Source organism: Janthinobacterium saanense, assembly GCF_014200675.1.
Taxonomy (GTDB): Bacteria; Pseudomonadota; Gammaproteobacteria; order Burkholderiales; family Burkholderiaceae_D; genus Janthinobacterium.
In genome coordinates, this window is sequence record NZ_JACHCI010000006.1 from 30,991 (window position 1) to 43,290 (window position 12,300).

Genomic DNA, 12,300 nt, shown 5'->3' on the forward strand with positions numbered 1-12,300 from the left:
GCTGCTGGCGCCCTTCAGGCTGGAACATCGGGCACCAATTGCATTTTAAGCAAGGTGATATGGTCTTTCAATTGCAATTTGCGCTTTTTCAGGCGCCGCAATTGCAGCTCATCATGATGGCCATCGAGTATCAGCAGCTCGATCACCGCATCGAGGTCACGGTGTTCAACGTCGAGTTCAATCAGGCGCCGCTGTATATGCTGTGCATCACTCATGTATTGCGTTCCAGACAGTGTTTGGGGGAACCGGCACGCAGATACAAGTGCGCGCGCGGTGATGGCATAGTTTAACCCGCCACGCGAACGAGGGCACGCCATTTCAGGCCTGCCCTGGTCCAGACGAAGGTTCGTTTACTGGCCGGAAGGATCAAAAGGTATCGGTGTGGCCGGTGGCGCGCTGCTGCTGGCGGCCGCAGCGGCAGCCGCCTTGGCCGCTTCCGCCTGGCGCTCGGCCAGACGCTGGGCCACGCGCTTCTGGCGCTCGATGGCTTCAGCTTGCTTTCGGGCAAAATCAGCCTCGCGCGCTGCGCGCAGCGGTGCGTCTGCCGCTTCCTGGGCGGCCTGCTTTTTCACCTTCGCATCATGCTCGGCCTGGCGTTGTTCCAGGCTCATGCCGGCCGGCTTGGGCGGCGCAGGCTCGGGCGCCACCACTTTCACCGCCTTGGGCGTGGCAGCGTTGCGCTTCTCTGCATCGATCCGTGCATCTTCCTGTGTCCTGGCCAGCTCCACGTCGCGCAGGCGCACGGACTCGGCGCGCTTGAAGTGATTGGCTTCGGCTTCGACGGCGCGCAGCCGCACCAGGATCAAGCGGCGCTTTTCCTTGGCCTGGTCCAGGCAGTCGGAGACGAAAAACCTGGCGTAGCAGACTTGCTCGCGATCCAGGAATTCTTTCTCTGCCGCCGCACGCTCGTTGCTTGCCGCCAGCAGCTTGGCGTCCGCCTCTACCACGCTATGCGTGGCGGCCACTTGCGGCGCGCCCACCACATCGAGCGCAGCTACGCCCTGGTGCGCGCAGGCAGACAAGGCCAGGACCAGCCCCAGCTTGGATATCGACTTTGCCATTATCTTCATTATGCCTGCCTCAAACGATCGCATCGGCCGCGCCGCGCTGTTCTTTTTCCATGTATTCGCGCGATTGCATTTCCACGATGCGCGATACGGTACGGTGAAACTCATTGGCCAGCATGCCATTGGTGTATAGCTCTTCTGGCGCCACTTCGGCTGACATGATCAGCTTAACCTTTTGATCATAGAATACATCGATCAGCCAGGTAAAGCGGCGCGCCTCGGAAGATTGTGCAGCCGACATCGCCGGTATCCCGGACAATATCACTGTATGGAAGCGGCTGGCGATTTCCAGGTAATCATTTTGCGAACGGGGGCCGCCGCACAGGGTGGCGAAATCAAACCAGATGATACCGCCGGCGCGGCGCAGGCAGTGGATTTCACGCGCCTCGATGCGGATGCGCCCCTCGTCGTCGGCCGTCTCGGCAATGCGCGCGTACGCGTCGCGCAAGGCCTTGTCGGTGGCGGCGCCCAGCGGGGTGTAGTAACTGTCGACCTGTTCCAGCGCGCGGCCACGGTAATCGACGCCGGCGTCGACATTCATCACATCGAGCTTATCTTTCAGCAGGGCGATGGTCGGCAGCATGCGGTCACGGTGCAAGCCGTCTGGATACAGCAGGTCGGGATCATAATTGGAGGTCATGATGAAGGACACGCCATTGTCGAACAGGGCCGACAGCAGGTTGTACAGGATCATCGCATCGGCGATGTCCGAGACGTGGAATTCATCGAAACAAATCAAACGGTATTTCTTGGCGATGCGCCTGGCCACGTCATCGAGCGGATTGGCCACGCCCTTCAATTCATCGAGCTGCTGGTGCACGCCGCGCATGAATTCATGGAAGTGCAATCGCGTCTTGCGCACCACGGGCACCACGGAATAAAAACTGTCCATCAGGAACGACTTGCCGCGCCCTACCCCACCCCACATATACACGCCCTTGGGCACGGCGGGACGGCTGATCAGACGGCGCAAGGTGCTCGAACGCTGGCTTTTATAGGCCACCCATTCGTCGTAGCACAGTTGCAGGCGGTCGACGGCGCGGCGCTGCGCGGCATCGGCCTTGAAATCGCGCTGCTGCAACGCGTTCTGGTAAAACTCTTCTACATTCATGGGCTTCGCTTCAACGCACAGGGGCGCTGGCGGCAAAAACCGCGAGCGCCCCTGCAGGACTAACTACAATTAAAAGTTCAAGGTACGCTTGTCAACGGCCAGTGCCGCTTCCTTGGTCGCTTCCGACAGGGATGGGTGAGCATGGCAGATGCGCGCGATGTCTTCCGCCGACGCCTTGAATTCCATCGCCACCACGGCTTCGGAAATCAGCTCGGAAGCCATCGGGCCCACGATATGCACGCCCAGGATTTCATCGGTGACCGCATCGGCCAGGAATTTCACCATGCCCGAGGTATCGCCCAGTGCACGCGCACGGCCATTGGCCAGGAACGGGAAGGAGCCTGCCTTGTAAGCGATGCCTTCCGCTTTCAGGGTTTGCTCGGTCTTGCCGACCCACGCGATTTCCGGGGAAGTATAAATTACCCAGGGAATCGTGTTGAAGTTGGTGTGACCATGCTGGCCAGCGATACGCTCGGCCACGGCAACGCCTTCTTCTTCCGCCTTGTGCGCCAGCATCGGGCCGCGCACCACGTCGCCCACTGCCCAGACGTTCGGCAGGTTGGTCTTGCAATCGCCGTCGACGGCGATGAAGCCGCGCTCGTCCAGTTGCAGGCCGACCTTGTCCGCACCCAGGCCATTCGTGTTCGGCGTACGCCCGATCGAAATGATCAGTTTGTCGAACACGGCTTTTTGCGCTTCGCCCTTGGCATCGACGAATTCAACGCTGACGTCGTTTTTGCCTGGGGTGATGGCGCCGATCTTGCAACCGAGGTTGATCTTCAAGCCTTGCTTGGTGAACAATTTCGACGCTTCCTTGGCGATCTGCTCATCGACCGCGCCCAGGAAGACCGGCAGGCCTTCGAGCACGGTGACGTCGGAACCCAGGCGGCGCCATACACTGCCCATTTCCAGGCCGATCACGCCAGCACCGATCACGCCCAGCTTGGCTGGTACGGCGTCGATCGCCAGTGCGCCGGTGTTCGACAGGATCAGTTTCTCGTCGAATGGTGCGCCTGGCAGTTCGCGTGCGTTCGAACCGGTCGCGATGATGACGTGCTTGGACGTCAGCGTTTCGCTGGCGGCGCCCGTCACGCTGATTTCATAGGTGCCGGCAGCGGCAGCAGCGAAAGCGGCGCGGCCGTGGAAGAAGGCGATCTTGTTTTTCTTGAACAGGTACAGGATACCGTCGTTGTTTTGCTTGACGACCGTATCTTTACGCTTGAGCATCTGGCCCAGGTTCAGTTTCAGGCCGGCGACATCGATGCCGTGCTCGGCGAAGCTGTGGCCTGCGTGTTCGAAATGCTCGGACGATTGCAGCAGCGCTTTCGATGGGATGCAACCCACGTTGGTGCAGGTACCGCCAGGCGCGGCGCCGCCCTTGGCGTTCGACCATTCGTCGACGCAAGCGACGGAGAAGCCCAGCTGTGCTGCGCGGATGGCGGCGATGTAGCCGCCAGGGCCCGCACCGATGACAACGACGTCAAATTGTTTAGTACTCATTTTTTGTTATTCCAATCTCTTCGTCCGGGACGAAAATCCACAATAGAAGGTAAATCACCACGCCGAAGCCGAAGGTCAGTGTAAACAGGACGAAGACCAGGCGCCAGATCCACGCTTCCATGCCGGAAGCGCGGCCCAGGCCACCGCACACGCCGCCTAGCCAGCGGTCGTTGCGCGAACGGCGCAGGCGGTTAAATTCCTGCACCAGATCATTCGTCGGGCTGGACGCCGCATCGGCGTCCGGGCTGGTGCCCGGCTTGTCCAGGTTGATGCCGCCCAGGAGCTTGGCCTTGGCTTGCGCAAATTCAGCATCGCTTAATGCGCCAGCCAGGTGCAAGTCGTGCAGTCGCTTGATTTCTTCAGAGACGTTCATGGGAATCCTCTTGTGTGATGAGATCAGCCAGCTGCGTCTTCTGGCACGGGGTACAACGGTACTGCCTACACTGCCCCGGCGGCTAGGCCGGGGCGTTCGCTATTACAGGTCCAGCAACAGACGTGCCGGATCTTCCAGCGCTTCTTTCATTGCGACCAGGCCCAGTACGGCTTCGCGGCCGTCGATGATGCGGTGATCGTAGGACATCGCCAGGTAGTTCATCGGACGCACCACGATCTGGCCGTTCTCAACGACTGCACGGTCCTTGGTCGCATGCACGCCCAGGATAGCCGATTGCGGCGGGTTGATGATCGGGGTCGACAGCATGGAGCCGAAGGTGCCGCCGTTCGAGATCGAGAAGGTGCCGCCGGTCAGGTCGTCCAGGGTCAGCTTGCCGTCCTTGGCTTTCGCGCCGAATTCACCGATTTTTTTCTCGATGTCGGCGATCGACAGCTGGTCGGCGTTGCGGATGATAGGCACCACCAGGCCGCGTGGCGAACCGACAGCGATACCGATGTCGAAGTAGCCATGGTACACGATGTCATTGCCGTCAACCGAGGCGTTGATGATCGGGTATTTTTTCAGGGCAGCGACAGCAGCCTTGACGAAGAAGGACATGAAGCCCAGCTTGACGCCGTGCTCTTTTTCGAACTTGTCTTTGTATTTGTTGCGCAGATCGATGACCGGCTGCATGTTCACTTCATTGAACGTGGTCAGGATGGCGTTGGTCGATTGCGATTGCAGCAGACGCTCGGCGATACGGGCGCGCAGGCGGCTCATCGGCACGCGCTCTTCCGGACGGTCGCCCAGGCTGGCAGCGGCTGGGGTAGCGACTTGTTGCAGTGCTGGCTTGGCAGCAACTGGCGCCAAAGGAGCAACAGCAGGCTTGGCGGAAGCGGCCAGGGCGTCGCCCTTGGTCACGCGGCCATCTTTGCCCGAACCGGCGACGTCGCCAGCGGACAGGCCTTTTTCGGACAGGATCTTGGCGGCAGCAGGCATCGCCACGTCGCCTTTGGTCGCGGCAGCTGGCGCCGATGCGGTAGCGGTGTCTTGTGCAGCAGCGGCCAGGGCTGGCGCAGGAACAGCCGATACTTCCATCGGGCTGACTTTGGCCGTGCCGTCGGTATCGATGATGGCGATGACTTCGCCGGCAACCACGGTAGCGCCGTCAGCCTTGATGATCTGGACGATCACGCCAGCAACTGGCGCCGGCAGTTCCAGGACCACTTTGTCGGTTTCGATATCGATCATGTTTTCGTCGCGCGCCACTGGCTCGCCGACTTTTTTATGCCATGCCAGCAGGGTTGCTTCTGCAACCGATTCCGACAACTGGGGAACTTTGACTTCGATTTGTGCCATGTAAAACTCCGTTTATTTTGTTATTGCGGCGCCGCCTCTGCGTAGCAGTGGCAGCGCTCCGTGCATGGTGGTCAAAAGCCGCGCAGTGAGCGCGGCCTCTTTGATTCTTACTTATTTCGTCAGAATAAAGCCTTTCAGCTTCGAGAATGCTGTTTCCAGCAGATCTTTTTGCTGAGCGTAGTGCTTGTCATAGTAACCGACAGCAGGCGACGCCGAAGCAGGACGGCCGGCATACGCCAGACGTTGACCCGCTTCCAGGCCTTCAAAGATGTTGTGCTGGATCTGGAACCATGCGCCCTGGTTTTGCGGCTCATCCTGGGCCCATACCACTTCAACCAGATTCGGGAACTTCTTCAGTTCCGCAGCGAACGATTTATGCGGGAACGGATACAGCTGTTCCAGGCGCACGATGGCCGTGTCGGTCTGGCCGCGGGTCTTGCGTGCATTGACCAGGTCGTAATAGACCTTGCCCGAGCAGGCGATAACGCGTTTGACTTTCTTGGCGTCGATTTTCTCGTCGACTTCGCCGATCACGGTCTGGAAACCGCCCTTGGCCAGGTCGGTCAGCGGCGAACCGGCATCCTTGTTGCGCAACAGCGATTTCGGCGTCAGGATAACCAGCGGTTTGCGGAACTGGCGCACCATTTGACGGCGCAGCAAATGGAAGATCTGCGACGCCGTGGTCGGCTGCACAACTTGCATATTGTTGTCTGCGCACAGCTGCAGGAAACGCTCAGGACGTGCGGACGAGTGCTCAGGACCCTGGCCTTCGTAACCGTGCGGCAGCATCATGACCAGGCCAGAAGCGCGGCCCCATTTCACTTCGCCGGAGCTGATGAATTGGTCGATCACCACTTGCGCGCCGTTGGCGAAGTCGCCGAACTGGGCTTCCCAGATCGTCAGCGTGTTCGGTTCAGCGGTCGAGTAGCCGTATTCGAAGGCCAGTACGGCTTCTTCGGACAAGACCGAGTCGATCACGGTGAACGGCGCCTGGTTGTCGGACACGTTTTGCAGCGGAATGTAAGTACCTGCATCCCAACGCTCGCGGTTTTGATCATGCAGCACGGCGTGGCGGTGCACGAAGGTGCCGCGGCCTGCATCCTGGCCGGTCAGGCGGATGGCGTAGCCGGACGATACCAGCGATGCATAGGCCAGGTGTTCGCCCATGCCCCAGTCCAGGTTCAATTCGCCGCGGCCCATGGTGGCGCGGTCGCCCAGGACTTTCTCGACCAGCGAGTGGACTTTGAACTGTTCCGGCACGGTGGTGATGCGCGATGCCAGGCGTTTCAGTTCGGTCATCGGCACGGCCGTATCGGCCGAGTCGGTCCATTTCTTGTTCAGGAACGGCAGCCAGTCGACGGCGTACTTGTTCTTGAAGTTCGAGATGACTGGATCGACGGTGTGCTTGCCGGCGTCCATGGCGTCGCGGAAGGCGGCAACCATTTTATCGCCGCCATCGGCAGGGATCACGCCCTGGGCAACCAGTTTGTCCGCGTACAGCTTGCGGGTGCCTGGATGCTGGCCGATTTTCTTGTACATCAAAGGCTGCGTCAGTGCAGGCGTATCTTGCTCGTTGTGGCCCAGTTTGCGGTAGCAAATGATGTCGAGCACGATATCCTTCTTGAATTCCATGCGATAGTCGAGCGCGATTTGCGTCGCCAGCACCACGGCTTCAGGATCATCGGCGTTGATGTGCAGTACCGGCGCTTCGATCATCTTGACGACGTCCGAGCAGTACAAGGTCGAACGCGCATCGCGCGGGTCGGAAGTGGTGAAACCGATCTGGTTGTTGATCACGATATGCACCGTGCCGCCGGTATGGTAGCCGCGGGTTTGCGCCAGATTCAGCGTTTCCATGACCACGCCCTGGCCGGCGAAAGCAGCATCGCCGTGCACCAGGATAGGCAGCACTTGCGCGCCGTGCACGTCGTCGCGGCGGTCCATGCGGGCCTTGACCGAACCTTCCACCACCGGGTTGACGATTTCCAGGTGCGACGGGTTGAACGCCAGCGACAGGTGGACCGGGCCGCCTGCGGTGGAGATGTCCGACGAGAAGCCTTGATGGTATTTCACGTCGCCGGCCGGCAGGTCGTCGCCATGCTTGCCTTCGAATTCTTCGAACAGTTCCTGTGGCGCCTTGCCCAGGGTGTTCACCAGCACGTTCAGGCGGCCGCGGTGGGCCATGCCGATGACGATTTCCTGCACGCCTTTTTCGCCGGCGCGCTGGATGGTTTCATCCATCGAGGCGATGAAGGTTTCGCCACCTTCCAGCGAGAAGCGCTTCTGGCCCACGTAACGGGTGTGCAGATAGCGTTCCAGGCCTTCAGCCGCGGTCAGGCGGTCGAGGATGTGGATTTTTTTCTCTGGGGTGAAATTCGGGGTGGAGCGGATCGCTTCCAGTTTCTCTTGCAGCCAGCGCTTTTCTGCCGGGTCGGAGATGTACATGAATTCGGCGCCGATCGAACGCGTATAGGTATCGCGCAGATAGTTCAGCAGATCGCGCAGGGTGGCGGTCTCGGGGCCAAAATAGGTATTGCTGATGTTGAACACGGTGTCCAGGTCTGCATCGGTAAAACCGTAGAAGCCCAGTTCCAGTTCTGGCAGCGCAGGACGTTCCTGGCGTTGCAGCGGGTCCAGATTGGCCCAGTGCGAACCGAGGTAGCGGTAAGCGGCGATCAGCTGGGTAACGGCGACGCGCTTGCGGCCCATTTCAGCATCGAAGGAAGCGGTCACTGTACGGATCGGACCTGCTTTTGCGCGCTCGGCGAACGAGGCGATGACGGAGGCGTGCGCCACGTCAGGCTTGTTGCTGCCATCGACTGCAGGCACATGCTGCATAGCGTCGAAATAGGCGCGCCAGTTATCCGGCACCGAACCTGGATTATTGAGATACGCTTCGTACAAATCTTCCACGTACGGAGCATTCCCACCAAACAGGTAGGAGTTGGACGTATTTTGTTGCATCATATTGCTCACCTTTCTTCGCGCTTCGCGAGATTAGCGGGTTAATCTAACCTTCCGCGACACGGCCTGACCGGTTAGCGGATTGCACATCAAGTTGTGGGGAAGGGCTTTTGTTGCTCCAGCATTCTTCATACCGTGATTCAGAATACCACGCGGTATTGTAACGCAACAACGACTCCTTGAATTTTATTTGGCAAGCAAATGTAAGCATTGCGGGGCATGCCGCCATGCTTATGTTGTTCCGCTGCCAAGCTTGCTTGTATGCTTGCGTGAAACTGGTCTTATAGGCAACGTTACGCCACCCGTCAGTGCCAGCCAGCGCGGGTCCCGCCCAAACCATTCCAGCAGAAAATCAAGCATGGTGCGCAGCAAGGGCGACATATGCTGGCGCGAGGTATAAATGCCATAAATACCCATCGACTGCGGCTGCCAGGCGGGCAGCAATTCCACCAGTTGTCCGCTGGCGATCAGCGGCGCGGCCGAAAAACGCGGCTGCAGCGAAATGCCCGCCCCTTCCACCGTCGCCAGCAGCAAGACCAGCGATTCATTGGCCGACAAACGCCCGCTGACGGGGACAGTGAGCGCTTCCCCTTCATACGTGAACTGCCACAAACTCTTGCCGAAATAGGTGTAGGTCAGACAGTTGTGCACGGCCAGGTCTTCTGCCCGGCGCGGCGTGCCGTGCCCCGCCAGGTAGGCGGGCGCGGCCACCACCACCGAGTCGCAACTGGCCAGCTGGCGCGCGATCAGGTTCGGCTCCAGCGCATTGGTGATGCGGATCGCCAGGTCGATGCGCTGCTCGACCAGGTTGACGGCACGGTTTTCCATCTGCAAATCGACGGCCGCGCGCGGGTAGCGCTGCAGGTAAGTGGCCACTGCGCTGGCCAGCGCCGTCTGCGCCAGCGACTGCGAGCAGGTAATGCGCAGCAAACCATGCGGCGTATCGGCCCCCTCCAGCGTAGTGACGGCCATGGCGCCGGCCACTTCCAGCATCTGGCGGCAGCGGAGCAGGGTCGCGTCACCCGCATCCGTCAAGCTCAATCGCCGCGTGGTGCGATGCAGGAGCCGCGCGCCCGCCCACTGCTCCATCTCGGCCAGGTAACGCGTGACCATCGCGCGCGACATGTCGAGCGCCTCGCTGGCCGCCACCATGCTGCCACGCTCGGCGATGGCGACAAACACTTGCGCGGCGGTGATGCGGTCCATGCGGTACTTTCTACGTTGTAAGTACCGCAATTTACCTTATTTGCCGCCGCGCTGCGCCTGGCAGCGTTACAGCGCCGACAGGAAGCGCGCATACTCCACCGCGCTTTGCCCCACACGCTCGGCATACGCCGGCTCTGCATCGCCATATTCGGCGCCATAAAAGGCAAACAGCTGGCGCCCTTCGGCCTGCACATAGTTGAACGTCACGTCAAATGGCGCCAGCAGCTGCGCCAGTGTGTGCCCCCACTTGCCTTCCGGCGTGAAGTCCGGTTCGTTGATGCCTGCCGTCACGCCCAGCGCCACCTTGCGGCCCTTGAAAGCCTCGCCACCGGTGCCGTAGGCCCAGCCGTAGGCGAGCACCTCATCGAGCCACTTCTTCATCAGCGGCGGGCAGTTGAACCAGTACATGGGGAACTGCAGCACCACATTGCCGTGCGCCTCCACCAGCGCCTGCTCTTTCGCCACATCGATATTCCCATCGGGATAAGCCTGGTGCACATTATGGAGGGTGAATTGCTCGGGATACAGGCTCAGTTCCTGCAGCCAGCGCTGGTTGACGACCGAGTTTTCAATAGCGGGATGAACGACGATGACGAGTGTTTTTTTCACAATGCTTCTTTCACGAGGATGAGATCGATGGAAGGGGCCGCGTGCATGAAAAAACAGGCAAGCGGGCGCCCTGCCTGCAAGTGCGTACTCGCACTGATCAGGTGGAAACAGCATAGCTTTAGTGAGTATCTTTAACAAGTACGCACATTTTCTATGCATACCATAATAAAAGTAAGTAATAGGATGGAATGCGGCCAGGGGCAGCGCTCATTCACAGCTTCAGGATGGCTGATGCGCCTCACCCCACTCGCACAGGGTATTGAGCACGGGGATCAGCGATGCCCCCTTGTCGGATAGAAAATATTCGACCTTGGGCGGCACTTGCGGGTATTCCTTGCGGATGATCAGACCATCGGCTTCCAGCTCCTTGAGCACCACGCTGAGGGTCTTGAACGCGATGCCGCCCAGATAGCGCTTGAGTTCATTGTGGCGCAGCAGCTTGTGTTCGGCCAGCACATACAGGATCAGCATCTTGTACTTGCCGCCGATCAGCGACAAGGTGTAGCCGAATCCGGTATCGATGAGGGCCACGCCGCTGGGGACGCAGAGATCGTCGTTCATGACTGTTTTTCTTAGCGAGGATGGAAGCTGGCAGCGTAGCAGCTTTGCCAGCGATAGACCATGCAAAACGCATATAAAAAAAGCGAGCCATCAGGCTCGCTTTCTTGTGCCAGGCTAGCAAGCCCGGCAAGATCAACGCAACTTAAGCGCGTTTATCCAGAGGCAATACGTCGCGGGTGGTCGAACCGACGAACAGCTGACGTGGACGGCCGATTTTTTGCTCTGGATCGGCGATCATTTCGTTCCATTGGGCGATCCAGCCGATGGTGCGGGCCATGGCGAAGATACCGGTGAACAACGATACCGGGATGCCCAGTGCCGATTGCACGATGCCCGAGTAGAAGTCGACGTTTGGATACAGCTTGCGCGAAACGAAGTAGTCGTCGTTCAGTGCAATTTTTTCCAGTTCCATCGCCAGTTTGAACAGCGGGTCGTCTTGCAGGCCCAGTTCAGCCAGCACTTCGTAGCAGGTTTCACGCATCAGCTTGGCGCGTGGGTCGAAGTTCTTGTACACGCGGTGACCAAAGCCCATCAGCTTGACGCCGGAGTTCTTGTCTTTGACTTGCTCGATGAACGCTGGAATGTTTTCAACCGTGCCGATTTCTTTCAGCATGTTCAATGCAGCTTCGTTCGCGCCGCCGTGGGCAGGGCCCCACAGGCAAGCGATACCGGCAGCGATACAGGCGAACGGGTTGGCGCCCGACGAACCGGCCAGGCGGACGGTCGAGGTCGAAGCGTTTTGCTCGTGGTCTGCGTGCAGGATCAGGATACGGTCCAGGGCGCGCACCAGCACGTCATTGACTTTGTATTCTTCGCATGGATTGCCGAACATCATGTGCATGAAGTTGGCGCTGTACGACAGGTCGTTGCGCGGGTACACGAACGGCTGGCCGATCGAGTATTTATACGCCATCGCCACCAGGGTAGGCATCTTGGCGATCAGGCGGATAGCCGACACTTCACGGTGCGTGGCGTTGTTGATGTCCAGCGAATCATGGTAGAACGACGCCAGCGCGCCGACGGTGCCCACCAGGACCGACATCGGATGCGCGTCGCGGCGGAAGCCACGGAAGAAAAATTGCATTTGCTCGTGCACCATGGTGTGCTTGGTCACGGTTTCAACGAATTCTTCTTTTTGCGCTGCGTTCGGCAGTTCGCCGTTCAGCAGCAGGTAGCACGATTCCATGAAGTCGGCGTTCACGGCCAACTGTTCGATCGGGTAACCGCGGTACAGCAATTCGCCCTTGTCACCGTCGATGTAGGTGATCGACGAATTACAAGCAGCGGTCGACATAAAGCCTGGGTCGTAGGTGAACTTGCCGCTACCGGCGTACAGTTTGCGGATGTCGATGACGTCCGGACCTACCGTGCCTTTGTAGATGGGAAATTCAAGCGATGGGCTGCCATCGGAGAACGACAGGGTAGCTTTTGTGTCAGAGGTATTCATGGGCTCTTCCTTCTCGGGAGTGAGTCGAAATTAAAATCAAAAAATTCTGGCTGCAATTCGCACCGCACTTCGGCCGTGCTACAGCGCGCCACTCGCACCGTTT

The 12,300-nt window shown here is 59.4% G+C and carries 11 protein-coding genes; all 11 read right to left on the minus strand.

Annotated elements, in window-relative coordinates:
- Positions 1–14 precede the first annotated feature (14 nt).
- Positions 15–215: a YdcH family protein gene (locus HDE72_RS10770; protein WP_183675966.1), complete on the minus strand. Its 201-nt coding sequence runs from the start codon at positions 213–215 to the stop codon at positions 15–17.
- Positions 216–350: 135 nt separating this feature from the next.
- Positions 351–1,061 (minus strand): hypothetical protein, encoded by a 711-nt coding sequence (locus HDE72_RS10775; RefSeq protein WP_183740313.1) that lies wholly within the window; start codon positions 1,059–1,061, stop codon positions 351–353.
- Between the two features lie 19 nt (positions 1,062–1,080).
- Entirely contained in the window at positions 1,081–2,178 is a 1,098-nt protein-coding gene (zapE, locus tag HDE72_RS10780; protein WP_183740316.1) for a cell division protein ZapE, read from the minus strand.
- Positions 2,179–2,247: 69 nt separating this feature from the next.
- The gene (gene lpdA, locus HDE72_RS10785; RefSeq protein WP_183740319.1) at positions 2,248–3,678 is read right to left on the minus strand and encodes a dihydrolipoyl dehydrogenase; all 1,431 of its coding nucleotides are present in this window, start codon (positions 3,676–3,678) and stop codon (positions 2,248–2,250) included.
- On the minus strand, positions 3,668–4,051 hold the full coding sequence (locus HDE72_RS10790) for a PspC domain-containing protein (protein WP_183740322.1): 384 nt from the start codon (positions 4,049–4,051) through the stop codon (positions 3,668–3,670). Before HDE72_RS10790 ends, lpdA begins: the two co-directional genes overlap by 11 nt.
- A 102-nt stretch (positions 4,052–4,153) precedes the next feature.
- Complete coding sequence (gene odhB / locus HDE72_RS10795; protein ID WP_183740325.1) at positions 4,154–5,410, minus strand: 2-oxoglutarate dehydrogenase complex dihydrolipoyllysine-residue succinyltransferase; 1,257 nt, start codon at positions 5,408–5,410, stop codon at positions 4,154–4,156.
- A 111-nt stretch (positions 5,411–5,521) separates the two neighbouring features.
- Complete coding sequence (locus HDE72_RS10800; protein WP_183740329.1) at positions 5,522–8,377, minus strand: 2-oxoglutarate dehydrogenase E1 component; 2,856 nt, start codon at positions 8,375–8,377, stop codon at positions 5,522–5,524.
- 228 nt (positions 8,378–8,605) lie between these two features.
- Positions 8,606–9,580 (minus strand): LysR family transcriptional regulator, encoded by a 975-nt coding sequence (locus tag HDE72_RS10805; RefSeq protein ID WP_183740332.1) that lies wholly within the window; start codon positions 9,578–9,580, stop codon positions 8,606–8,608.
- 66 nt (positions 9,581–9,646) lie between these two features.
- Positions 9,647–10,189: an NAD(P)H-dependent oxidoreductase gene (locus HDE72_RS10810; RefSeq protein WP_183740335.1), complete on the minus strand. Its 543-nt coding sequence runs from the start codon at positions 10,187–10,189 to the stop codon at positions 9,647–9,649.
- 219 nt (positions 10,190–10,408) lie between these two features.
- Positions 10,409–10,750 (minus strand): winged helix-turn-helix transcriptional regulator, encoded by a 342-nt coding sequence (locus tag HDE72_RS10815; protein ID WP_183740338.1) that lies wholly within the window; start codon positions 10,748–10,750, stop codon positions 10,409–10,411.
- Between the two features lie 142 nt (positions 10,751–10,892).
- Positions 10,893–12,197, minus strand: a complete 1,305-nt coding sequence (gene gltA / locus HDE72_RS10820) for a citrate synthase (protein WP_183740341.1) — start codon at positions 12,195–12,197, stop codon at positions 10,893–10,895.
- Positions 12,198–12,300: the final 103 nt, after the last annotated feature.

Coding starts and splice junctions, on each gene's coding strand:
- HDE72_RS10815 (WP_183740338.1), bottom strand. CDS start 10,750: ATGAACGACGATCTCTGCGTCCCCAGCGGCGTGGCCCTCATCGATACC.
- gltA (WP_183740341.1), bottom strand. CDS start 12,197: ATGAATACCTCTGACACAAAAGCTACCCTGTCGTTCTCCGATGGCAGC.
- zapE (WP_183740316.1), bottom strand. CDS start 2,178: ATGAATGTAGAAGAGTTTTACCAGAACGCGTTGCAGCAGCGCGATTTC.
- HDE72_RS10790 (WP_183740322.1), bottom strand. CDS start 4,051: ATGAACGTCTCTGAAGAAATCAAGCGACTGCACGACTTGCACCTGGCT.
- lpdA (WP_183740319.1), bottom strand. CDS start 3,678: ATGAGTACTAAACAATTTGACGTCGTTGTCATCGGTGCGGGCCCTGGC.
- HDE72_RS10800 (WP_183740329.1), bottom strand. CDS start 8,377: ATGATGCAACAAAATACGTCCAACTCCTACCTGTTTGGTGGGAATGCT.
- odhB (WP_183740325.1), bottom strand. CDS start 5,410: ATGGCACAAATCGAAGTCAAAGTTCCCCAGTTGTCGGAATCGGTTGCA.
- HDE72_RS10805 (WP_183740332.1), bottom strand. CDS start 9,580: ATGGACCGCATCACCGCCGCGCAAGTGTTTGTCGCCATCGCCGAGCGT.
- HDE72_RS10775 (WP_183740313.1), bottom strand. CDS start 1,061: ATGGCAAAGTCGATATCCAAGCTGGGGCTGGTCCTGGCCTTGTCTGCC.
- HDE72_RS10770 (WP_183675966.1), bottom strand. CDS start 215: ATGAGTGATGCACAGCATATACAGCGGCGCCTGATTGAACTCGACGTT.